General features: G+C 67.3%; 16 protein-coding genes. 7 read left to right on the top strand and 9 right to left on the bottom strand.

Translation table 11 applies throughout. The features are described from left to right. Window positions 1-63: 63 nt before the first annotated feature. Window positions 64-1,488, top strand: a complete 1,425-nt coding sequence (locus ACEUEL_RS00945; protein WP_405701241.1) for a glutamate synthase subunit beta — start codon at window positions 64-66, stop codon at window positions 1,486-1,488. A gap of 62 nt (window positions 1,489-1,550) precedes the next feature. Here ACEUEL_RS00945 and ACEUEL_RS00940 read toward each other — a convergent pair whose 3' ends face one another. The 3 genes from ACEUEL_RS00940 to galE form a co-directional block, all read right to left on the bottom strand. Then, window positions 1,551-2,963: an SGNH/GDSL hydrolase family protein gene (locus ACEUEL_RS00940; RefSeq protein WP_405701238.1), complete on the bottom strand. Its 1,413-nt coding sequence runs from the start codon at window positions 2,961-2,963 to the stop codon at window positions 1,551-1,553. A gap of 55 nt (window positions 2,964-3,018) precedes the next feature. Then, window positions 3,019-4,170: a lytic murein transglycosylase gene (locus tag ACEUEL_RS00935; protein ID WP_405701236.1), complete on the bottom strand. Its 1,152-nt coding sequence runs from the start codon at window positions 4,168-4,170 to the stop codon at window positions 3,019-3,021. Window positions 4,171-4,490: 320 nt separating this feature from the next. Continuing rightward, a complete protein-coding gene (galE, locus tag ACEUEL_RS00930; RefSeq protein WP_405701234.1) occupies window positions 4,491-5,480 on the bottom strand; it encodes a UDP-glucose 4-epimerase GalE in 990 nt (329 codons plus the stop codon). A 347-nt stretch (window positions 5,481-5,827) separates the two neighbouring features. Between galE and galU the strand changes: the two genes are divergently transcribed. Then, window positions 5,828-6,718: a UTP--glucose-1-phosphate uridylyltransferase GalU gene (gene galU, locus ACEUEL_RS00925; RefSeq protein WP_405701231.1), complete on the top strand. Its 891-nt coding sequence runs from the start codon at window positions 5,828-5,830 to the stop codon at window positions 6,716-6,718. 13 nt (window positions 6,719-6,731) lie between these two features. On the opposite strand, the gene ACEUEL_RS00920 is transcribed toward galU, so the two are convergent. The 6 genes from ACEUEL_RS00920 to ubiG form a co-directional block, all read right to left on the bottom strand. Beyond that, window positions 6,732-8,111: an outer membrane beta-barrel protein gene (locus tag ACEUEL_RS00920; protein ID WP_405701229.1), complete on the bottom strand. Its 1,380-nt coding sequence runs from the start codon at window positions 8,109-8,111 to the stop codon at window positions 6,732-6,734. A gap of 241 nt (window positions 8,112-8,352) precedes the next feature. Continuing rightward, window positions 8,353-8,793: an NfeD family protein gene (locus tag ACEUEL_RS00915; protein ID WP_405701227.1), complete on the bottom strand. Its 441-nt coding sequence runs from the start codon at window positions 8,791-8,793 to the stop codon at window positions 8,353-8,355. Between the two features lie 8 nt (window positions 8,794-8,801). Beyond that, the gene (locus tag ACEUEL_RS00910) at window positions 8,802-9,785 is read right to left on the bottom strand and encodes an SPFH domain-containing protein (RefSeq protein WP_405706497.1); all 984 of its coding nucleotides are present in this window, start codon (window positions 9,783-9,785) and stop codon (window positions 8,802-8,804) included. Between the two features lie 123 nt (window positions 9,786-9,908). After that, window positions 9,909-12,524 (bottom strand): ATP-dependent chaperone ClpB, encoded by a 2,616-nt coding sequence (gene clpB / locus ACEUEL_RS00905; RefSeq protein ID WP_405701226.1) that lies wholly within the window; start codon window positions 12,522-12,524, stop codon window positions 9,909-9,911. Window positions 12,525-12,696: 172 nt separating this feature from the next. Continuing rightward, window positions 12,697-13,950: an MFS transporter gene (locus tag ACEUEL_RS00900; RefSeq protein ID WP_405701223.1), complete on the bottom strand. Its 1,254-nt coding sequence runs from the start codon at window positions 13,948-13,950 to the stop codon at window positions 12,697-12,699. Window positions 13,951-14,006: 56 nt separating this feature from the next. Continuing rightward, the gene (gene ubiG / locus ACEUEL_RS00895; RefSeq protein ID WP_405701222.1) at window positions 14,007-14,771 is read right to left on the bottom strand and encodes a bifunctional 2-polyprenyl-6-hydroxyphenol methylase/3-demethylubiquinol 3-O-methyltransferase UbiG; all 765 of its coding nucleotides are present in this window, start codon (window positions 14,769-14,771) and stop codon (window positions 14,007-14,009) included. Window positions 14,772-14,930: 159 nt separating this feature from the next. On the opposite strand from ubiG, the gene ACEUEL_RS00890 reads away from it, so the two are divergent. From ACEUEL_RS00890 to ACEUEL_RS00870, 5 genes are all read left to right on the top strand, one after another. Continuing rightward, on the top strand, window positions 14,931-16,181 hold the full coding sequence (locus ACEUEL_RS00890; RefSeq protein ID WP_405701219.1) for an aspartate kinase: 1,251 nt from the start codon (window positions 14,931-14,933) through the stop codon (window positions 16,179-16,181). 93 nt (window positions 16,182-16,274) lie between these two features. After that, complete coding sequence (gene ptsP, locus ACEUEL_RS00885) at window positions 16,275-18,542, top strand: phosphoenolpyruvate--protein phosphotransferase (protein WP_405701216.1); 2,268 nt, start codon at window positions 16,275-16,277, stop codon at window positions 18,540-18,542. 2 nt (window positions 18,543-18,544) lie between these two features. After that, a complete protein-coding gene (gene prfA, locus ACEUEL_RS00880; protein WP_405701214.1) occupies window positions 18,545-19,639 on the top strand; it encodes a peptide chain release factor 1 in 1,095 nt (364 codons plus the stop codon). After that, on the top strand, window positions 19,636-20,490 hold the full coding sequence (gene prmC, locus ACEUEL_RS00875) for a peptide chain release factor N(5)-glutamine methyltransferase (protein WP_405701212.1): 855 nt from the start codon (window positions 19,636-19,638) through the stop codon (window positions 20,488-20,490). Before prfA ends, prmC begins: the two co-directional genes overlap by 4 nt. Before the next feature lie 651 nt (window positions 20,491-21,141). Continuing rightward, entirely contained in the window at window positions 21,142-22,107 is a 966-nt protein-coding gene (locus tag ACEUEL_RS00870; RefSeq protein ID WP_405701211.1) for a DUF4167 domain-containing protein, read from the top strand. Window positions 22,108-22,110: the final 3 nt, after the last annotated feature.

The raw sequence follows: 22,110 nt of genomic DNA, 5'->3' as shown, positions 1-22,110 counted from the left end.
ATTGATGTATCTCGCCCCGGGGGTAGAACACCTCCAGAGTGGCGGGGCTCCGCGGAGAGGGCGATGGGCAAGGTAACTGGTTTTCTTGAGATCGATCGGCGCGAGGCGAAGTATCAGCCCGCCTCCGATCGCATTCGCCATTTTCGCGAGTTCACCCTGCCCCTGCCCGACAGCGAGGTCGAGAACCAGGCGTCTCGCTGCATGGATTGCGGCATCCCGTTCTGTCACGGCCCCAATGGCTGCCCGGTCCACAACCAGATTCCGGACTGGAACGATCTGGTCTATAGCGGCCACTGGGAGGAAGCCGCGCGCAACCTCCACTCCACCAACAATTTCCCCGAGTTCACCGGGCGCATCTGTCCCGCTCCGTGCGAAGAGGCCTGCACGCTGAACCTCGAGGACGTTCCCGTCACCATCAAGACGGTCGAGCAGGCCATCGCCGACAAGGCGTGGAAGATGGGCTGGATCAAGCCCGAGCCGGCTCAGGCGAAGACCGGCCGGAAGGTCGCGGTCGTCGGCTCGGGTCCCGCCGGTCTCGCCGCCGCCCAGCAGCTGGCCCGCGCCGGCCACGACGTGCACGTGTTCGAGCGCGAACCCAAGGCGGGCGGCCTGCTGCGCTACGGCATCCCCGACTTCAAGATGGAGAAGCACTACATCGATCGCCGGGTCGCGCAGATGGAGGGCGAAGGCGTCACCTTCCATTACGGCGTCAATGTCGGCGTGACGAAGACGGTCGAGGAACTCGTCGACGGCTTCGATGCCGTTCTGTTTGCCGGCGGTGCCGAGGATCCCCGCAATCCGAAGCTGCCGGGGCAGGAACTCCAGGGCGTCCACTACGCCATGCCCTATCTCGTCCAGCAGAACCGGCGCCTTGGCCGCGAAGATGTCAGCGCGGACGAGCCCATCCTCGCCGCCGGCAAGCATGTCGTCGTCATCGGCGGCGGCGATACCGCCTCCGACTGCGTCGGCACCGCCTTCCGGCAGGGCGCGCTTTCCGTGCATCAGCTCGACATCCGGCCGCTGCCCCCCATCAGGGAGGACAAGCTGGCGGTGTGGCCCTACTGGCCAACGAAGTTCCGCACCTCGTCCAGCCAGGCCGAGGGCGCCGAGCGGGAGTTCGCGGCGGCAACGCTCGGCATCGAGGGCAAGAAGGGGCACGTCATCGGCGTTCGGTGCGCCCGCGTCGATGCCAAGCGCCAGCCACTGGCCGGCACCGAGTTCGTGCTCAAGGCCGATCTCGTCTTCATCGCGCTGGGTTTTCAGGGCCCGGTTCATCCCGGACTTCTGGAGCAGTCCGGCGTCCATCTCGACCGGCGGGGCAATGTCCTTGCCAATGAGAACGACTACAGCACCTCGGTGCCCAAGCTTTTCGCGGCGGGCGACATGCGGCGGGGCCAGTCACTCGTCGTCTGGGCGATCCGGGAAGGGCGTCAGGCCGCTCAGTCGATCGACATTTTCCTGATGGGCTCGTCGGTGCTTCCCCGCTGACCTTCAAGAGGAAGGCTGCCCGTCTGGCAGCGTTCCTCTCGAACCGTGACGCCAGCGGAGCTCTAAGGATTTGCCGTCGACGCGGGAGTGCCTTGGCCCGCGGCGTCACCCGCTGGCGAAGCCGCAGGAACGCCCGACCCGGGGGCGGCCGTTTCCTCGGCCTTCCAGCGGAAATCGTCGGCCCGACCGGCCACGGCCGGCAGAGGATCGCCCCCGAGAAGCATCTTGGCGGGCGCACTGTCCGATGCCGGTATGGCCTTGGCATCGCCGGGGACGGCACCGGCCAGGGCGCGCGCGGAAGACCCTGCGCCCACGCCCGTGAGGTGCATGATCGAGGGGATACCTGCTTCCGGCCCGGGTAGCGGCGCGTTTCCGGGCGATGGCGCGGAGGCCCCACCACTGAGCAGCTTGCCGATCGCCCTATCGACGAAGAAGGCCAGCTTGCGCCCGCCCGCGCGGGTGAACCCGCTGCCGTCGGCAGCCCGAAGACGGCGCCTCTGCCCGTCCACGGCGGGGCCGGACATCAGGAACTTGCCGTTTTCGTCGACGAAGCCGTCCCAGATGTCGACATAGATCAAGCCCGCGCGTTCCGTACGCTCCTTCAGCAATTCGTTGAGCGTTGCATTGCGCTCGCTCGCGCGATTGTCGTTCAGCGGCGGCAAACCGACCACCGCGACGGGTTTTCCGCGCGCTTTCAGCCCGGTGAGAAAAGCGTCGATCCGCTGGCCATAGAGGTCGCGCCACCGATCATCAAACAGTGCGACCTGCTCGGCGTCCTGCTGAATCGGTCGAAGATCATTGGCGCCGATGAAGACGACCGCAGCCGTGGCGTCCTCGGACTGCACGAGGCCGGCCGCATTGGCCACCCAGTCGAAATCCCCGCCAGGAGACAGACCGGTACCGGTCCGCCCCTTGCCGATCACCGCCACACTCGGGCGGTCGGCGGCGAATGCATCGGCCAGCCCCTGCGCCAGCGGCGCCGCGTTTTCATCGCCGATGACCAGCACGATGTCCGTCGGCGGCTTGTCCCCCGCGGCCTTGCGAGCGGAATCGATGCCCTCGAACACCGTTCCGCGTGGTTCGGCAGGGGCCTCCTGCACGACGCGCCGGGGGCGTTGCTTCTCGACCTCCTGCACCGGTGGCGGCGCATAGCGCTGGGGCGGCGGTCGGTCATTGCGAAAGATGTCGAAGAACGGAAACAGCGGCTTCCACTGCTGTTGCTGTTGCTGCTGCGGCTGGCGGGGCTGCTGGGCCGGACGAAACTGCTGGCGCTGCTGCTGATTGCCGGTCTGGCGCTGGGGAGTGGAGGGCTGGCCGACATTGCCCGGCGGGCGAAACCAGTCCATCTGCGCCTGGGCGCCGGAACTCATCGTCGTGCCGGCCACGGCGACAAGTCCGGCGATGGCCGCAGGACGCAGGATGGAAGCCAACCTGCGACGACCAGTCACCCGAGCCATGTGCCAGACGATCGACATGGATTAGCGGTGGACCAGTTTCACGGCGGTTTCAAGACCCTGCGGTATCGCGTTCTCACTGCCTCATCTGCTGGAGCACCTGATCGCTCGGCATTCCGTCCGGCACAAGGCCGGAGCGCACCTGGAAATCGCGGACCGCGACGCGCGTCTTCTGGCCGAGCACGCCATCGGGCGTCCCCACGTCGTAGCCGCGCGCGGCCAGGCGCTGTTGAAGCTCGATACGCTCGGCACGGGACAGCGGGCGCTGGTCCGGCCAGTCCTGCACGAAGCTGTCGCCGCCGCGCAGCCGGTCGGCGAGATGGCCGATCGCGAGCGCATAGGCGTCGGCGGGGTTGTAGCCGAGGATCGCCTTGAAGTTGTCCGTCATCAGGAAGGCCGGTCCGTTCGCCCCCGCCGGCAACAGCAGATAGGCCAGTTCGCTGCCCCCGCGCGGGAAGGACTGCCCGCCGGCGCGCCGGATGCCCAGGCTTGCCCATTCCGCAAGCGGCTTGCGGATCGACTTGTCGGTAAGGAGGTAATCGAAGCGTGCGGGGATCCTCACCTCGTAGCCCCAGCTCTGGCCGGCTTTCCAGCCGCCGCGCTTCAGCTTAGCGGCGGTGGAGGCCATCGCGTCGCCCACCGAATCGACGACGTTGGGATGGCCGTCGCCGTCGAAATCGACCGCGTCGCGCAGGAACGTCGTCGGCATGAACTGCGTCAGCCCGAACGCCCCCGCCCACGAGCCTTTCAGATGCTCGGCGGGTATGTCACCCCGTTCGAGGATCTGCATCGTGGCGATGAATTCGTCCCGGAAATAGTCCTGCCGCCGGCCGATACAGGCCAGCGTGGCCGTGGAACGGAGCACGGAATAGGAGCCGCGCGCATTGCCGTAATTGGTCTCGATTCCCCAGATGGCCGCGATGACATAGCGATCCACGCCATAGCGCCGCTCGACCGCGTCGAACACGGCACGGTTCTGCGCCAATGCCTCACGGCCACGGGCGATGCGGGTATCCGCCACCAGCATCTCGACATAGTCGCCGGTCGTGCGGGTGAATTCGGGCTGGCTTTCCAGTTTGGCGAGAATGGTCATGTCCGGCTGGAGCGGAGCGGCATAGGCCTGCCAGGTGCGCATCGAGATGCCGCGCTGCTGGGCCAGCGGCGCGAGGCCCGCAATGCACCGGGAAAACCCGGCCTCGCCCGAAGCCAGCGCCGCGGGCGTCATCATCGGATGCTGGCTGCGGGTCTCGGGAGCAGCCGGACGGACGGTCGTCGGTGCGTAGGAAACGGGAGCAGCCGACGCGGCCGCAACGCGAGAAGCGGGTTGGAGGGCACCGGTGATGTCGGCGGTCGGCGCACACCCCGCCAGCGCGATGCCCGCGACCAGGCCGACCAAGACGCCACGGCCATGCCGCGACGACGACGCGCCATACCGGGCGAGCGCCCTCCCCGACCGATCACGCATGACGCCACCTCGTACCCACATGCGACGATTAGGCGGGGTCATGGTTGCGGCGAGCTTAACGCGGGCGATAAAAGTCGCCGCGTCTAGATCCGGTTGCGTCGTGCCAGCCGTTCCTCCCAGTCCAGCGCATGCCGCACGATGGTATCGAGATCGTCGTAGCGCGGTGTCCAGCCGATCCTCTCGCGCACCTTTTCCGCGCGCGCGACGATGGCCGCGGGATCCCCCGGGCGACGCGGGCCGATCTGCACGGGAAAATCCGCGCCCGATACGCGCTTGACCGTTCCGATCACCTCGAGCACCGAATAGCCCATGCCATAGCCGCAGTTCAGCACGAGGCTTTCCCCGCCCGCCTGCAGATAGCGGAGCGCGTCGAGATGCGCCGCCACGAGATCGGTGACATGGATGTAGTCGCGCACGCAGGTGCCGTCCGGCGTCGCGTAGTCGGTGCCGTAGACCTGCATGCCCGCACGCTTGCCAAGAGCCGCCTCGGCCGCGACCTTGATCAGATGGGTGGCTCCGGCGGTGGATTGTCCTGACCGTCCGGCCGGGTCCGCGCCGGCCACGTTGAAATAACGCAGGGCGACATAGCGCAGCGGATGGGCCGCCGCCGTGTCCGCCAGCATCCATTCGGTCATGAGCTTGGAGCGGCCATAAGGAGAGATCGGCGCAAGCGCGGCATCCTCGCTCACCGGGTCGTTGCCGACCATGCCGTAGACCGCCGCCGTCGACGAGAAGATGAGGTGCGGCACGCCGGCAGCGACCAGGGCCTCGAGCAAGGCGCGCGATTTCACGGTGTTGGCGTAGTAGTAGCCGAGCGGATCGGCGACCGACTCCGGCACGACGATGCGCGCCGCGAAGTGGATGACCGCATCGATGCCGTAGGTGTCGACGACGCGGCGCACGAGTTCGCCATCGCTGACGTCGCCCCGAACGAACGTCGCCGCCGGATGCACGGCCCAATCGAAGCCGGTGGACAGGTCGTCGAGCACCACGGTGTCGATGCCGGCATCGATCAGCGCCAGCACCATGTGGCTGCCAATATATCCCGCACCACCCGTCACCAGTACCGCCATGCCCCTCGCCTTTCCGCTGCAGTCTCGCGCCGCCGACCGTGTCGGTCGCGTGGTGATATCGGTCTTCATCCCACCATGACTGACTTTCTTCTTACAGATTCATGTTTCAACTTTCATGCAAATGATCGCGAAAGGGCGTCGACACCCATTAATGTTCCTGCAACCATGTTTCGGAACCATCGATTTGCCGAACTTCGCGAAGATGGGGCGGGCTGAGGCAGGCGGCGTGAAACCGGAACGAATCTTAAATCCGGCGCTTCTAAGGATTTCACCGCCATCGCTGTCATGGTTCCGCGCCTATCCTGCGTCACCGCCATCCGATCCGCTCCAACTGGTATCGAGCCGTCATGTCCAGCCCCATCCGCAAAGCGATCCTGCCTGTCGCCGGTCTCGGCACCCGTTTCCTGCCCGCCACCAAGGCGGTACCGAAGGAGATGCTCACGGTCGTGGACCGGCCTGTCGTCCAGCATGTCGTGGACGAGGCCCGCGCGGCGGGGATCGAGCACATCGTCTTCGTGACCGGCCGCAACAAGGGCGTGATCGAGGATCATTTCGACCGGCAGTACGAGCTCGAGGCCACGCTTGCGGAGCGCGGCAAGCATCAGCTGCTCGACACGCTGCGCGAGGAGACGCTGGGGCCGGGCAAGACCAGCTTCACCCGCCAGCAGCTGCCCCTCGGGCTCGGTCACGCCGTATGGTGTGCGCGTGACATCATCGGCAACGAGCCGTTCGCTCTGCTGCTGCCGGACATGCTGCACAAGCCGCGCAACGGCAAGGGGTGCCTGGCCCAGATGGTGGATGCCTACAGGGCGACCGGCGGGGGCAACCACATCGCCGTCTACGAGGTGCCGATGGACCAGACCGACCAGTATGGCATCGTCGGCCAGGGCGAGGCGGTTTCAGACGGGGTCCACAAGATCGCGAAGATGGTGGAAAAGCCGAAGAAGGAAGTCGCCCCGTCAAACCTCGCCATTTCGGGCCGTTACATCCTGCAGCCGGAAATCTTCGACCTTCTGGCCAAGCAGGAGCGCGGCGCCGGAAACGAAATCCAGCTCACCGACTCCATGCTGAAGCTGGCTCGGAAGCAGGATTTCTATTCGGTCACCTTCGATGGCTCCATCTATGATTGCGGCTCGAAGCTCGGGTTTCTGATGGCGAATGTCGCCTATGCCCTCGCGCGGCCGGACATCGCCGAAACCTTCCGCCCGGAGCTCGACACCCTGCTCGCCAGCCTGTGAGCGCCTCGCGCGCTTAGCGCTGCAACCGCAGGCCGACCTGAACCACATTCGCCGTGTAGTCCTGCCCGGGCAGGGAGGAATCGAGCTTCAAATGGCTCACCTGCCCGGTCAGCTCCATGTTGCGTCCCATCTTGTAGGCAAAGCCCGCCGCGATGGTGAAGGTGTCCTGTGAGTAGGCACCCTCGTAATTGTCGATACGGTAGGCGACCGAGGCATTGCCGATGAGCCAGCGCCGGAAGGCGTGATCGACCTCCAGCCGGATCTCGTGCACGAAATCGCCCGAGGCATTCTCGACCGTGGTCTCCTCGACGTCGCTGCGGGCGCGCAGCACCACCGTCGTCAAGCCGCTTACCTCCCAGTTCAACGACGCATCGAAGACGAGACCCGAGATGTTGTCGAGCTGGGGATCGACATATTCGCGCCACGTCCAGCCGATGGCTGCGGTGCCCGTCAAAAGACCGGAAAACCGCATTTCGGAGCCGACAAGACCCGTCACGCCTTTGGAGTCGCGATTATAGCCCTGACTGTCGGGCACGATGTCGTAAACGCGGTGATCCGCCACCACCTGAACGAAGGGCTTGAGACCCGGCATGATCTCGTAGGCGCCGCGCAGCCGCACGCCGTAGCCCGTCACATTCTGGTCCGCCTGGCTTTCGGTGATTCCGCCGGCGAGTTGCGCCGGCGCATGGTCCTCGCGCTCGATCAGGCCCGCGGCGGTGACTTCCAACCGGTTGAACCGGCGCGTCAGACCGATGTCGACTCCGCTCTCATAGATCAGCGGCGGCTCGATCGCACCCGCGACCTGGTCCGGCGAGCCCGGCGAATCCGTGGTGATCGCGCCGCGGATGATCGTATCCAGCCGGATCAGCGAATTGATGTCGATGCGCCCGCGGATGATCCCTTCCGCTTCCGGGCGGTTGTTGCCGCTTACGTTCTCATAGGCGGTGTAGCCACCGCGCAGCTCGAAATCGAGGGCATGACGCGACCAGTCGGAGCGGGCAACGAACCCACCCTCCACATTGGTGAACAGCGAGCCCTTGCCGTTCGGAATACGCAGGGCATTGCTGTCATAGCCCGTGGTCAGCTCGACATAGGGTCTCACCACATAGGTGCCTACCCGGACTCCGACGGGCGCGAAGGGTTCATCCTCGGCGACGATACGCCGCCACAGCCCGGCCGGAAGACGATCGGGCAGGTTCAGCGGTACGCTGTCCGCCGGCGCGGCGGAGTCGAGCGGGGCTTCGGGGCCCGGCAGCACATCGTCGACGGCCAGCGCATCGCCGCTGATCCTCCCCGAATCGAAGCTTGCGTCGCCGGCCGCGGCCCCCGGCACGATTCCCCCCCGCAACCGATCCACAGTCTCGGGCTGTTCGAGACCGGGGCGCAGGCCCACCTCGGATACGTCGCTCTGCGCGCATGCTCCTCCGATCGTCGCGCCAAGGGCGACGCCGAGCGCGGCAAGACCGCTCAGGGTCGAAGCAGTACGCGACAAGAATCAGGACCCGCTGGCGAGGACAAGGGATCGGAGGCGGGTCCGAAACTGCGCTGTTATGGTTAATGCGGGGTTTCCAACGGGCCGACGCGCCACGCGGCCCGCGCTCCGTTACCGAGCAAGTCCTTCATCGGCAACGCACTTACGCCGGGCGCACCGTCAATGTCGCGCCATCGGCACGCTCGATCACCACACGGGCGCCGGCGACGAGGTCCGGACCTTCGATCCGCCACACCGTATCGTCGATCCGCACGCGGCCCACACCGCCCGTGATCGGCTCGTCCAGCACGAAAGAGCGCCCCACCAGTCCCGCCGCCCGCCGATTGAGGAACGGGCGATCACTTGCCGCGTCCGGTTTGGGCGCGATCAGCCGCCCGACCACCACCGCAATGAGCGCAAGTGCCGCAAAGCCGACCAGCTGCAGCTGCCAAAGCGGCGCCAGCATCCATGCGAGCAGGCCGGTTGCTGCGGCGGCGATACCGAGCCAGATCAGATAGGCCCCCGGCATGGCGAGCTCACCGACCAGCAGCACGCCGGCGATGATGAACCAGGACCAGGCGCCGAACTGGGTGAATATGGACATCGCGCGGCTCAGATCATCCCCGGCCCCGCGCTCGGGGGGCCGGTCGGACGGCGCACCGTCGAGCCCGCCTTCGGAGCATCCGGACCGAACGCGCCCTTCGCAATCTCGGCGATGCCCGCCAGCGAGCCGATGATCGCCGTCGCCTCATAGGGCAGCATCAGCAGCTTCTGATTGGGGGAGGTAACGATTCCCTCCAGCGCCTTCACATATTTCTCCGCGATGTAGTAGTTCAGCGCCGCCGGATCGCCCGCCGCGACCGCCGCCGAGAGCATCTGGGTCGCCCGTGCGTCCGCCTCGGCGAGGCGCTCGCGCGCCTCCGCGTCGCGGAAGGCGGCTTCGCGACGACCCTCGGCCTCGAGGATCTGCGATTGCTTCTCGCCCTCGGCCCGCAGGATTTCGGACTGGCGCTGGCCTTCCGCTTCGAGGACGACCGCACGCTTCTCGCGCTCGGCCTTCATCTGCCGGCCCATGGCGGTGACGAGGTCCGCCGGCGGCACGATATCCTTGATCTCGACGCGGGTGATCTTGATGCCCCACGGTGCGGCGGCCGCATCCACGACCTTGAGCAGGCGCTCGTTGATCTCGTCGCGATGAGACAGCAGCTGGTCGAGATCCATCGAGCCCATGACGGTGCGGATATTGGTCATGGTGAGGGCGAGGATGGCCGTGTCCAGCCGGGCGACCTCGTAGCTGGCCCGCGGCGCATCGAACACCTGGAAGAAGGCGACGCCGTCCACCGCCACGGTGGCATTGTCCTTGGTGATGACCTCCTGGGTGGGAACGTCCAGCACCTGCTCCATCATGTTCACCTTGTTGCCGATGCGGTCGATGAAGGGAACGATGAGGTTGAGGCCCGGCGACAGAGTGCGCGTGTACCGGCCGAAGCGCTCCACCGTGTATTCATAGCCCTGCGACACCGTCTTCACGCCGGAGAAGACAGTGCCGACCGCCAGCACGAGCAGGACGATGACGAAAAGATCGAAACCGGACAAGGACATCAGCGCGGGTCTCCCACCACGCGTTCAATCTGCACGCGGCCGCTGAATGGTTGATGAAGAAGGGCGCGCCCGTGGCCGGACGCGCCCTCTTGCCCAGATCCTGACGATGGAGAGGTCTCAGGCCGCCTCGTCGACGGCCGGTCGGGTGTCGAACAGCAGTTCGCCCGCCCCCTTCTCGACCCGCACCACGTCACCATCCTTCACAGTGCCGGCCAGGATTCGACCGGCCAGCGGATCCTGCACCAGCTTCTGGATCACCCGCTTCAGCGGACGCGCGCCATAGGCCGGATCGTACCCTTTCTCGGCGATGAAATCGCGCGCCTCGGGCGTCAGCTCCAGCGCGATCTTGCGCTCCTCGAGCAGCTTGCGCAGACGGGCGAGCTGCACGTCGACGATGGCCCCCATCTGCTCGCGCTTCAGCCGGTGGAACAGCACGATTTCGTCGACGCGGTTGAGGAATTCGGGCCGGAAGTGCGAACGCACCACCGCCATCACCTCGTCGCGCACGGCCTCCGAATCCTCGCCGTCCTTCTGGGCGACCAGATATTCGGCGCCGAGATTCGAGGTCATGATGATCAGCGTGTTGCGGAAGTCGACGGTGCGGCCCTGCCCGTCGGTCAGGCGGCCGTCGTCGAGCACCTGCAGCAGCACGTTGAAGACATCCGGGTGCGCCTTCTCCACCTCGTCGAACAGCACCACCTGATAGGGCCGCCGCCGCACCGCCTCGGTGAGCGCGCCGCCTTCCTCGTAGCCGACATAGCCGGGAGGCGCGCCGATCAGCCGGGCCACCGCGTGCTTCTCCATGTATTCGGACATGTCGATGCGCACGAGCGCGGTGTCGTCGTCGAACAGGAACGCCGCCAAGGCCTTGGTCAGCTCGGTCTTGCCGACGCCGGTGGGGCCGAGGAACATGAACGAGCCGATTGGCCGGTTCGGGTCCTGCAGGCCGGCCCGCGCGCGCCGCACCGCCGTCGAGACGGCTTCCACCGCCTCCTTCTGGCCGATGACGCGCTTGGCGAGTTCCTCCTCCATGCGCAGCAGCTTTTCCTTCTCGCCCTCCAGCATCTTGTCGACCGGCACGCCGGTCCAACGCGAGACGACCTGGGCGACGTGATCGGGCGTCACCGCCTCCTCGACCATCGCGCCGGCCTTCACCTCCGCGGCGAGATCCTTCTTCTCCAGATCGGCGAGCTTCTTCTCCAGCGCCGGGATGGTGCCGTAGGCGAGTTCGCCGGCCTTCTGGTATTCGCCGTTGCGCTGGGCGATGGCGAGGTCGGCGCGCGCCTTTTCGAGGTCGCTCTTGATCTTCTGGGCGTCGCCGAGCTTCTCCTTCTCCGCCTTCCAACGGGAGGTGATCGCGGCGGACTGCTCCTCGAGATCGGCGAGCTCCTTCTCGAGCTTCTTCAGCCGATCCTTGGACCCGACATCCTTCTCCTTCTTCAGCGCCTCCTGCTCGATGCGCAGCCGTACGATCTCGCGATCGATGCTGTCGAGTTCCTCGGGCTTCGAGTCAACCTGCATGCGCAGGCGCGAGGACGCCTCGTCGACGAGGTCGATCGCCTTGTCGGGCAGGAAGCGGTCGGTGATGTAGCGGTTCGACAGCGTCGCCGCCGCGACGAGCGCGGAATCGGTGATGCGCACGCCATGGTGCAGCTCGTACTTCTCCTTGATACCGCGCAGGATCGAGATGGTATCCTCGACCGTCGGCTCCGAGACGAAGACGGGCTGGAAGCGGCGGGCGAGCGCCGGATCCTTCTCGACATGCTTGCGGTACTCGTCGAGCGTGGTCGCGCCCACGCAATGCAGCTCGCCACGGGCGAGCGCGGGCTTGAGCAGGTTCGAGGCGTCCATCGCCCCGTCGCTCTTGCCGGCCCCGACCAGCGTGTGCATCTCGTCGATGAACAGGATGATGCCGCCCTCGGCCGCCTGCACCTCGGAGAGAACCGACTTCAGCCGCTCCTCGAACTCGCCGCGATACTTCGCGCCGGCGATCAGCGCGCCCATGTCGAGCGACAGCAGCTTCTTGTCCTTGAGGCTCTCGGGCACGTCGCCGTCGACGATGCGCAGCGCGAGGCCCTCGACGATGGCGGTCTTGCCGACACCGGGCTCGCCGATCAGCACCGGATTGTTCTTGGTGCGGCGCGACAGCACCTGAATGGTGCGGCGGATCTCCTCGTCGCGGCCGATCACCGGGTCAAGCTTGCCCTCGCGGGCCTCCGTGGTGAGGTCGCGGGCATATTTCTTCAGCGCGTCATAGGCATTCTCGGCGGTCGGGCTGTCCGCGGTGCGGCCCTTGCGCAGCGCCTCGATGGCGGCGTTGATCTTCTGCGGTGTGGCGCCCGACTTGGCCAGTATCTTCCCCGCCTCGCTGTCCTTCTCCAGCGCCAGTGCCAGCAGCAGCCGCTCGACGGTGACATAGCCGTCGCCCGCCTTCTTCGCCGCCTGTTCTGCCGCGTCGAACACGCGCGCCGTCGCCGGCGCGAGATACACCTGCCCCGCACCCGAGCCCTGCACCTTCGGCAACTTGGCCAGAGCCGCTTCGGTCTCGCGCAACACCGCGCGCGCATCCCCGCCGCTCTGACCGATCAGGCCGGCACACAAGCCCTCCGGGTCATCGAGCAGCACCTTGAGCAGGTGCTCGGGCGTGAACTGCTGGTGCCCCTCACGCAACGCAAGTGCCTGCGCCGACTGCACGAATCCCCGCGCGCGCTCGGTATAGATTTCGAAATTCATCTCGTGCCTCCTCACCCCTCCGTCCGCCCGATCCGGCACGGACAGCTTTCCGGGACATCAGCGCCCGTATCCCGAGCCGCTGCGGCGGACCCCGCTATGGCGATCCGCTTCGTCTCATGTAGTGTGGCGGATCGGCAACGGAAGGGCCTTGAGGAGGCTCAAGACGCGATTTTCAACCTGCCGCAACGCCTGCCGCGGTCGCCCGAGCGGGCGCCGGCACGGCGGCCTCTCCGCCGGGTGCTCCTCCGACCAGATAGGTCACGGCCGCGACCAGCGCCACGCCGCCGAGGGTCAGGAACGCGGCCGGATAGCCGGCATATTGCGCCGTCACCCCCGCCAGCGTCGTGGAGAGCGCCGCGCCGATCCCCTGCGCGGTCATCACCAGCCCGAGGCCGGCATTGAAGCGACCGGACCCCTGAAGGATACGCTGAACGATGCCAGGGGTCGCGACGCCGAGCAGACCGGCCGCAACACCGTCGAGGATCTGGACGGGATAAAGCGCATCCCCCCAGTTCCACTGCACGGCCGCCGCCGCGATCATGCCCCGGACCGGGAGCGCGGCGAGCGCTACCAGCAGCACCAGCCGATACCCCTGCGTGCGTGCGAGGCGGGAGGCCAGCAGCGCCATCGGGATCATCGTCGCCTGCGCGACCACGACCGTGAGCGCCGTCAAGGCAGAAGGATCACCCGCGCCCTGCGCCACCATCGCCTGTCCGAACAGTGGCAGCATGGCGCCGTTGCCGAGGTGGAACAGCGCCATGGTCACCCCCACCGTCAGCAACCGGCGATCCGACAGCAGCCGGCTCCACCCTTCCGCCTGACCGACCTCGCCCTGGGACGGCGAGGCAAGGCCGCGGGCCGCCTCGTGGTTGATGTCATCGGGGCGGATCGCCAGCACCGAGAGCACCGAGCCGACGGCCATTGCGGCCATCAGCGCGAAGACCGCCGGCAGCCCGATCCACCAGCCCAGCACGCCCGCGAGGACAGCCGCGATGATGTTGCCCGCATGATTGAAGGCTTCGTTGCGCCCGAGCTGGCGGTCGAAGCCCCCTGCCCCGACGAGACCGAGCGTGAGGCCGGCCACCGCCGGGGCGAGCGCCGCCGCCGCGATACCGTTCACCGCCTGCGCGACCGCGACCACGCCGAAGCTGGGCGCCAGCAGAATGGCGATGGACGCCGCGATCACCACCGCCGAACCGACGACGACGATCGCCCGCTTGGCGCGGCTCGAATCGACCAAGGCTCCCATCGGCAGCGTCGCGACCATCCCGGCAAGGCCGCCGATGGTCATCACCAGCCCGATCTCGCCGGGACTCCATTGCTTCTGCTGGAGGAATACCCCGAGAAAGGGCCCGAGCCCGTCGCGGACGTCGGAAAGGAACAGGTTCAGCGAGGCAAGGGCGGCGAGGGAAGAAGCAACGGCCATGACGGGCGCTCCGAGAGGGATGCCCGATAAGCGGCACGCCGCGTTACAGTTCCATATTACCTTGCGGCATCGATGACCACGGGGCGTTCGGCCAGCATCATATAGTTGGTCGAGAGGTCACCCGAGCGCCGCCAGCCGTCGGAAAGCGGGCTGAAGACCACCCCTGCACGGTCGATCTCGTGAAGCCCGCCGGTCGCCAGCGCGGCCGAGAGCTCATCCGGGGTGATGAACTTGTTCCAGTCATGCGTGCCTTTCGGCAGCCAGCCAAGCACATATTCGGCACCGACGATGGCAAGGCCGAAACTGCGCAGTGTGCGATTGAGTGTCGCGGCGAACATCAGGCCGCCGGGCCGGACCATCTCAGCCGCGCTGCGGACGAAAAGCCCGACATCGGCGACATGCTCGACCACCTCCATCGCCAGCACCGCGTCGAACCTCGCGCCGGTGTCGGCCAGTGCTTCGGCGGTAGTCGCGCGGTAATCGACGGCTATCCCGCTCTGCTCGGCATGGAGCGCGGCGATGCGAACGTTCTTCTCCGCCGGATCGATGCCGGTAACGGTGGCGCCGATGCGGGCCAGCGGTTCGCTGAGGAGACCGCCGCCGCAGCCGATGTCGAGGACGGAGACCCCTTCCAGCGGTCGCGCGGCCCGCGGATCCCGCCCGAAGTGGTCCACCAGCTTCTCGCGGAGATAGGCAAGGCGCACCGGGTTGAACTTGTGCAGCACGCCCATCTTGCCGCGCGGGTTCCACCATTCGGCCGCGAGCGCGGCGAAGCGCTCGACCTCGCGCGGGTCAACCGTGGTCGTGGCGGCCTGCGACATCGACTTTCCCCGGACGGGTTCGAGGGTCATTTCACACGTGGCGCCGCCGTTGCGGCGGAGGCGCGACGCCGCTATCTATACGCGCCTTTTCGGCCGGGGGTACCCCTTGGGGCGTTACGCCGCCGGCCGATCACTCAATAGAATCGATACGGTTTTCCCATGGCACGTCTGGTGATGAAGTTCGGCGGCACATCGGTCGCGAACGTGGAGCGCATCCGCATTGTCGCGCGCCATGTCAAACGCGAGATCGACGCCGGCCACCAGGTCGCGGTCGTGGTCTCCGCCATGTCGGGCAAAACGAACGAGTTGGTCGCGTGGTGTCGTGAAGCGTCGATCCTGCACGATCACCGCGAATACGATGCCATCGTCGCCTCCGGCGAACTCGTCACGTCGGGACTGCTCGCCATCGTCCTGCAGTCGTTCGGCATCCCGGCCCGCTCCTGGCAGGGCTGGCAGTTGCCGGTCTCGACCGACGATTCGCACGGCTCCGCCCGGATACTCGATGTGAACGGCGACGAGATCGTGAAGGGTTTCGCCCGCGGCGAGGTTGCGGTGATCGCCGGCTTCCAGGGCATGCACCTGCCGACGGGCCGGGTGACGACGCTCGGGCGCGGCGGATCCGACACCAGCGCCGTTGCTGTCGCCGCCGCCATCAAGGCCGACCGCTGCGACATCTACACCGACGTCGACGGTGTCTACACGACCGACCCGCGCATCGTTCCCAAGGCGCGCCGGCTCGACAAGATCGCCTTCGAGGAGATGCTGGAGATGGCATCGCTGGGGGCCAAGGTGCTTCAGGTCCGCTCCGTGGAACTCGCCATGGTGCACAAGGTGCGCACTTTCGTCCGCTCCAGCTTCACCGATCCGGACGCCCCGGAACTCAAGACCGCCGGCGATCCGCCGGGCACCCTGATCTGCGACGAGGAGGAAATCGTGGAGAGTGAAGTCGTTACCGGCATCGCCTTCGCGCGCGACGAGGCCCAGGTGAGCATCCGTCGCGTGCCGGACAAGCCGGGCATCGCCGCGGGCGTGTTCGTGCCGCTCGCCGACGCCAACATCAATGTCGACATGATCGTCCAGAACATCTCGGCCGAAGGCTTCACCGACATCACCTTCACCGTTCCGACCGCCGATTTCGAGCGCGCCAAGGCCGCGCTCGCCACCGTGCGCGATCAGATCGGCTACGAGAACATCGAGGGTGCGACCGATGTCGTGAAGATCTCGGTCATCGGCATCGGCATGCGCAGCCACGCCGGCGTCGCGGCCCGGGCGTTCAAGGCGCTCTCGGAACGCGGCATCAACATCCGCGCCATATCGACGTCCGAAATCAAGATCTCCGTATTGATCGACGCGGCCTATACCGAGCTTGCGGTGCGAACTCTCCATTCGGTATACGGGCTCGACGCCTGACAGCGGCGTCGCGAGACGGCGCGCGGAGCGATTCGCGCGCCTCAACTGCAGGACCGCTCCGGGCTGGCGGAGCCCGGAAACCGAGGACGGCCGATGCGAGGCGCGCTCGGCGGCCCGCGCGTTCTTCTGAGGCGACTTCGCGAGGTCATGGCGGAGCCGGTCAGCGCGCAGGACCGCCTCGACAAGATCGTTGTGCTGATCGCCGCCAACATGGTGGCCGAGGTGTGCTCGGTCTACGTGCTGCGCGTCGACGGCACGCTTGAGCTTTATGCCACCGAGGGCCTCAACCGCAGCGCCGTCCACCTCACCGTCATGCGCATCGACGAAGGGCTCGTCGGCACGGTGGCGCGCGAGGCGGAGCCGGTCAGCCTTTCCAACGCCCAGGCCCACCCCGCCTTCTCCTATCGGCCGGAGACGGGCGAGGAAATCTACCACTCCTTCCTCGGCGTGCCGATCCTGCGCGCCGGCAACACGCTCGGCGTGCTGGTGGTGCAGAATCGCGCCCACCGTACCTACACGGAAGAAGAGGTCGAGGCGCTCCAGACCACGGCCATGGTGCTGGCCGAGATCATCGCCTCCGGCGAACTGACCGCCCTCGCCCTGCCCGGCGCCGAGATCGCCGCGCGCCGACCGTTGCATCTGTCGGGGATCGCTCTGTCGGAAGGCATCGGCCTCGGCCATGTGGTTCTGCACGAACCCCGCATCGAGGTGACCAAGGTCATCGCCGACGACATGCCGGGCGAACTCAAGCGGCTCGACAACTCGATCGATACGCTGCGCGCGTCGATCGATGTGATGCTGGAGGACGAGGGCGTCGCCCGCGTCGGCGAGCATCGCGAGATTCTTGAAGCCTACCGCATGTTCGCTCACGACCGCGGCTGGATCAGCCGCATGCGCGAAGCGGTGATGACCGGCCTCACCGCCGAAGGCGCCGTCGAGAGGGTTCAGTCCGATACCCGCGCACGCATGCTGCGCATGACCGACCCCTATCTGCGCGAGCGGATGCACGATCTCGACGATCTTGCCAACCGTCTCCTGCGCCAGCTCACCGGACGGACGGACGGTCCCGGAAAGATCACGCTTCCCGACAATGCCATCATCGTCGCGCGCAATATGAGCCCGGCGGCGCTGCTCGACTACGACCGCTCGCGCATTCGCGGCGTCGTTCTCGAGGAAGGCGCGGCGACGAGCCATCTCACCATCGTGGCGCGCGCGCTCGGCATTGCGGCCGTCGGTCATGTGGAGAACGCCGTCGGCCTCGTGGATACGGGCGACGCCATCATCGTCGACGGGGTCAGCGGCGAGGTCCATATCCGCCCGCCCGCCGATGTCGAAGCCGCCTATGCCGAGAAGGTGCGATTCCGCGCCCGCCGTCTGGAGCGCTACGCGGCGCTGCGCGACATCCCGACCGTCACCCGCGACGGCGTGCCGATCGAGCTCTATCTGAACGCCGGCCTGCTGGTCGACCTGCCGCACATCGCCGAGACCGGCGCCTCCGGCATCGGCCTGTTCCGCACCGAGCTCCAGTTCATGATCGCCTCGGCCTTCCCGCGGACCAACGAGCAGAACAAGCTCTACCGCTCCGTGCTCGACGCGGCCGGCGATCGGCCGGTGGTGTTCCGCACCCTCGATATCGGCGGCGACAAGGTGCTGCCCTACATGCGGGCCATCGAGGAGGAGAATCCGGCGCTCGGCTGGCGGGCCATCCGGCTCGGCCTCGACCGCCCCGGCCTCCTGCGCAGCCAGATCCGGGCCCTTCTGCGCGCCGCCACCGGGCGTGAACTGCGGCTCATCTTCCCCATGGTCTCGGCGGTCGAGGAATTCGACCGCGCCCGCCATATCGTCGAGCGGGAGCTGACCCACCTGCGCCGGCACGGCCACGGCCTGCCCGAGCGCGTGCATGTGGGGGTGATGCTGGAAGTTCCGGCCCTGCTGTTCCAGCTCGATGAGCTGTTCGAGCGGATCGACTTCGCGTCGGTCGGATCGAACGACCTCGTCCAGTTCCTGTTTGCGGCCGATCGCGGCAATCCGCGCGTGGCCGATCGCTTCGACCCTCTCTCGCCCTCGTCGTTGCGCGCGCTCAAGGCCGTCGTCGATGCCGCCGGCCGCTACGGCAAGCCGGTGACGCTGTGCGGCGAACTCGCCTCGCGTCCGCTGGAGGCCCTGGCGCTGGCCGCGATCGGCTACCGCAAGCTCTCGCTGTCGCCGGCCTCCTTCGGCCCGGTAAAGGCCATGTTCCTCGAAACCGATCTCGCAAAGGCCGCCAAGCTGCTCGACGGGCTGCTGAGCGAGCGGCATGGAACTGTCTCGGTCCGCGCGCGGCTGACGGAATTCGCCGAAGCGGCCGGTCTGCCGATATGACCATGCCGCTGCCCGACGCCCGCCTCGACCAGTTGCTCGCCCGCCATGCCGAGATCGAGCACACCCTGTCCGGCTCTCCCGACGCGGACGCCTATGTGCGCCTCTCCCGCGAGTTTGCCGACCTCGGCCCGCTGGTCGAGAAGGTCAGAGCCCTGCGCGCCGCCGAGCGGGAGCGCGCGGAGGCGCATGCCCTAGCGGAAGACCCGGCGACCGATGCCGAAATGGCGACGCTCGCGCGCGAGGAGGCCGAGGAACTCGACGAACGTGTCGAGGCTCTGACCCATGAAGTGCGCCTGGCGCTGCTCCCCAAGGATGCGATGGACGAGCGCGGCGTCATCTTGGAGGTTCGCGCGGGAACCGGTGGCGACGAAGCGGCCCTCTTCGCCGGCGACCTGTTCCGCATGTATGAGCGCTTCGCCGCGCTGAATGGCTGGTCGGTCGAAGTGCTCTCCGTCTCCGAAGGTACCGCTGGAGGCTACAAGGAGATCATCGCGGCCCTGCATGGGCGGGGAGCCTATGCGAAGCTGAAATTCGAATCAGGCGTTCATCGCGTGCAGCGTGTCCCCGAAACCGAGGGCTCGGGCCGCATCCACACCTCCGCCGCCACGGTCGCCGTGCTGCCGGAGGTCGAGGAGGTCGACGTCGACGTCGACGAGAACGACCTGCGCATCGACGTCTTCCGCGCCTCCGGCGCCGGCGGCCAGCATGTCAACAAGACCGAGAGCGCCGTGCGCATCACCCACCTGCCGAGCGGCATCGTTGTCGCCGTCCAGGACGAGCGCTCGCAGCACAAGAACAAGGCGCGCGCCATGGCCCTGCTACGGGCCCGGCTTTATGATTCGGAGCGCGAGAAGCGCGACAGTGCCCGCGCCGCCGACCGTCGTGGGCAGGTGGGCTCCGGCGACCGTTCGGAGCGCATCCGCACCTATAACTTCCCGCAGGCGCGCGTCACCGACCATCGCATTGGGCTGACGCTGCACAAGTTGCCGGAGATTCTTGCCGGCGAAGGACTTGGCGAGCTGGTGGACGCCCTCACCACCGAGCATCAGGTGGCACTGCTCGCAGCAGCGGAAGGCGGCGAGGCCGCGGTCCGGTGAGCACAACCAGGGCGGGCCTGCTGCGCGCGATCGCCGCCTCGCTCGCCGGATCCGGCATCGACGCACCGGAACGCGAGGCGCGAATCCTGTTGAAGGGCGTTCTCGGCATCTCGGACCTCGACCTGATCGGGCACCCCGACGCCATCATCGGCTCCGCGGAAGTCGCCACAGTGCGGGCGCTCGCCGAGCGGCGGCGGCAAGGTGAGCCGATGGCGCGCCTGCTCGGCCGAAAGCCCTTCTGGACGTTCGATCTCGCACTCGCCGCGGAAACGCTCGTCCCCCGTCCCGAGACCGAGACGCTGGTGGAAGCCGCCCTGGCCCTGTGGCCGGAGCGGACCGCGCCGTTGCACGTGCTGGATCTCGGCACCGGCACCGGCGCGATCCTGGCCGCCATCCTCAGCGAGCGCCCGTGCGCAACGGGCGTGGCCGTCGACCTCTCCGAAGGCGCGGCCCGTCAGGCCCGCGCCAATCTCGCAGCCCTTGGCCTGTCGGACCGTTCGGGCGTGGTCGTCGGTTCGTGGGGTGAAGCGCTCGGCTGCCGGTTTGACCTCGTGGTGTCCAATCCACCCTACATCGTCGGTGAAGAGATCGAATCGCTGGAGATCGAGGTGCGCGCGCATGACCCGCGCCTCGCTCTCGACGGCGGCGCCGACGGTCTCGATGCCTATCGCGCCCTGGCGCAGGCACTGCCCGATCTCCTCGCGCCGGAGGGAGCGGCCGTCGTCGAACTCGGCGCCGGACAGGAGCCCGCCGTATCGGCTCTTTTCACCTCGGCGGGCCTTCGGATAGCAGGACCGGCCCGCAAGGATCTCGCCGGCATTCCACGTGCCCTTGTCGCTGTTGCGAAGTGACCGCGTGCCGTGCGGCAAAAAAGGGCTTGGAAGCAGCCCGCGAAGCGATTAGTGTCGCTCGTAGAAATCGACCCGGGACGCCATCCGCATTTCGTCACAGACCAGCCTTGCTCCTGTGGAGCGGTCGAGACGGAACGATGGTCACCATTGCGATTGGCGGCGACTTGGCCACGGACGCGGAATGGTATCGGCCGTCTGGACGGGACGACAGCTTCAAAGGTTTGTCGGGTGTGACTGTGGAGTTCCCCGGCGAAGCGTGGGCCGGTTCGCGCGCTGAGCGCGCGAGAGCCACGTGCCGAAGCCGACCGGTTGCCCTGCGCAGAGCCTGCGTCGGAAACGGTCGGCGGTAATGCTGCAAGACATGGCATTGCCAGGAGCACGCTCGCGCGAAGGAAGTTCGATGACCATTGTCGGATGTCAGCCCGACGGGTGCGCGAATGCTCCCCCAACGGTGCGGCGGCAGGACGATTCGGACGTGAACTGCCCCTGGCGTTCCAACCGGAAGGTTTCGCGACCGACCCGGCTGCGGTGACGCTGGCGGATCAAACCAGGGCGATGGAAAAGCCTGTGGCGGCCGAAACGGGACTTCGTTCCGACGGCGGAGCATAGGCATCAGAGACAAGCTCGATGCGAAATAATCAGCAGAAGCGTATGCGTAGCCGTAACAATAACAACAACAATCGGCGCGGCCAAAATCCGCTGACGCGCGTTTATGAATCCAACGGACCGGATGTGAAGGTGCGCGGCACCGCGCAGCACATCGTGGAAAAATATCTCCAGCTTGCCCGCGACGCGCAGGCGTCCAGCGACCCGGTCGCGGCGGAGAACTATCTGCAGCACGCCGAGCATTATTTCCGGATCATCGCTGCAGCGCAGGCGCAATTCGGTGTTCCCGGCCAGCCCTTCCAGCGCCCCGACGAGGAAGACGACGACTTCGACGGCGAGGAGAATCAGGGCTTCGAGGCCCCGCAGCCCTATGCCCGCGAACCGCAGAACCAGCGCGAGGGGCAGCGTGATTTCCAGCCGCGCGACTATGGCCAGCGGGACCAGCAGCCCTATCGCGACAACAACCAGCCCCGTCGCGACCGGGACCGGGACCGGAACAATCAGGATCGCCCCTACCGCGAGCAGCGTGAAGGCGGCGAGCGGCAGCCGCGCGAGTTCCGCGAGCCGCGCGAGGGCGGTGAGCGTCCGCCGCGCGAGAACCGGTGGCAGTCCCGCGAGCAGCGCCGGGAGAACCGGGAGCCGGTCGAGGCGGCAGCGCCCTACCGGGACCCCGGACAGCAGCCGCAGCCCAGCCTTGGCCCGGACGTGGAAGCCGAGATCGGCCTGCCCTCCTTCATCACGCAGGGCGGCAACCTTCCCGCCCCTGCGGTGCCCGCAGCTGCGCCGGAAGCGCCCGTCGCCGTTGCAGCGCCGGCCCCTGAGCCGGTAGTCGCGGCGGTACCGGAGCCGCAGGCGGCGGCGCCGGAAGCCGTCACCGCCGAGGCGGAGGCGGCCCCGGATGCCGAAGGCGACGCCAAGCCCCGCGCGCGCCGTCGCCGCTATCGCCGCACCGAGCGGGCCGAGGATGGCACCGAAGCCGCACCGGCCGCGCCGGCCGAAGCGGGGGAATGAGGG

It is taken from the genome of Ancylobacter terrae (assembly GCF_045108345.1).
In the GTDB taxonomy this organism is placed as follows: domain Bacteria; phylum Pseudomonadota; class Alphaproteobacteria; order Rhizobiales; family Xanthobacteraceae; genus Ancylobacter.
This window is presented reverse-complemented; position numbering and strand designations above follow the sequence as displayed.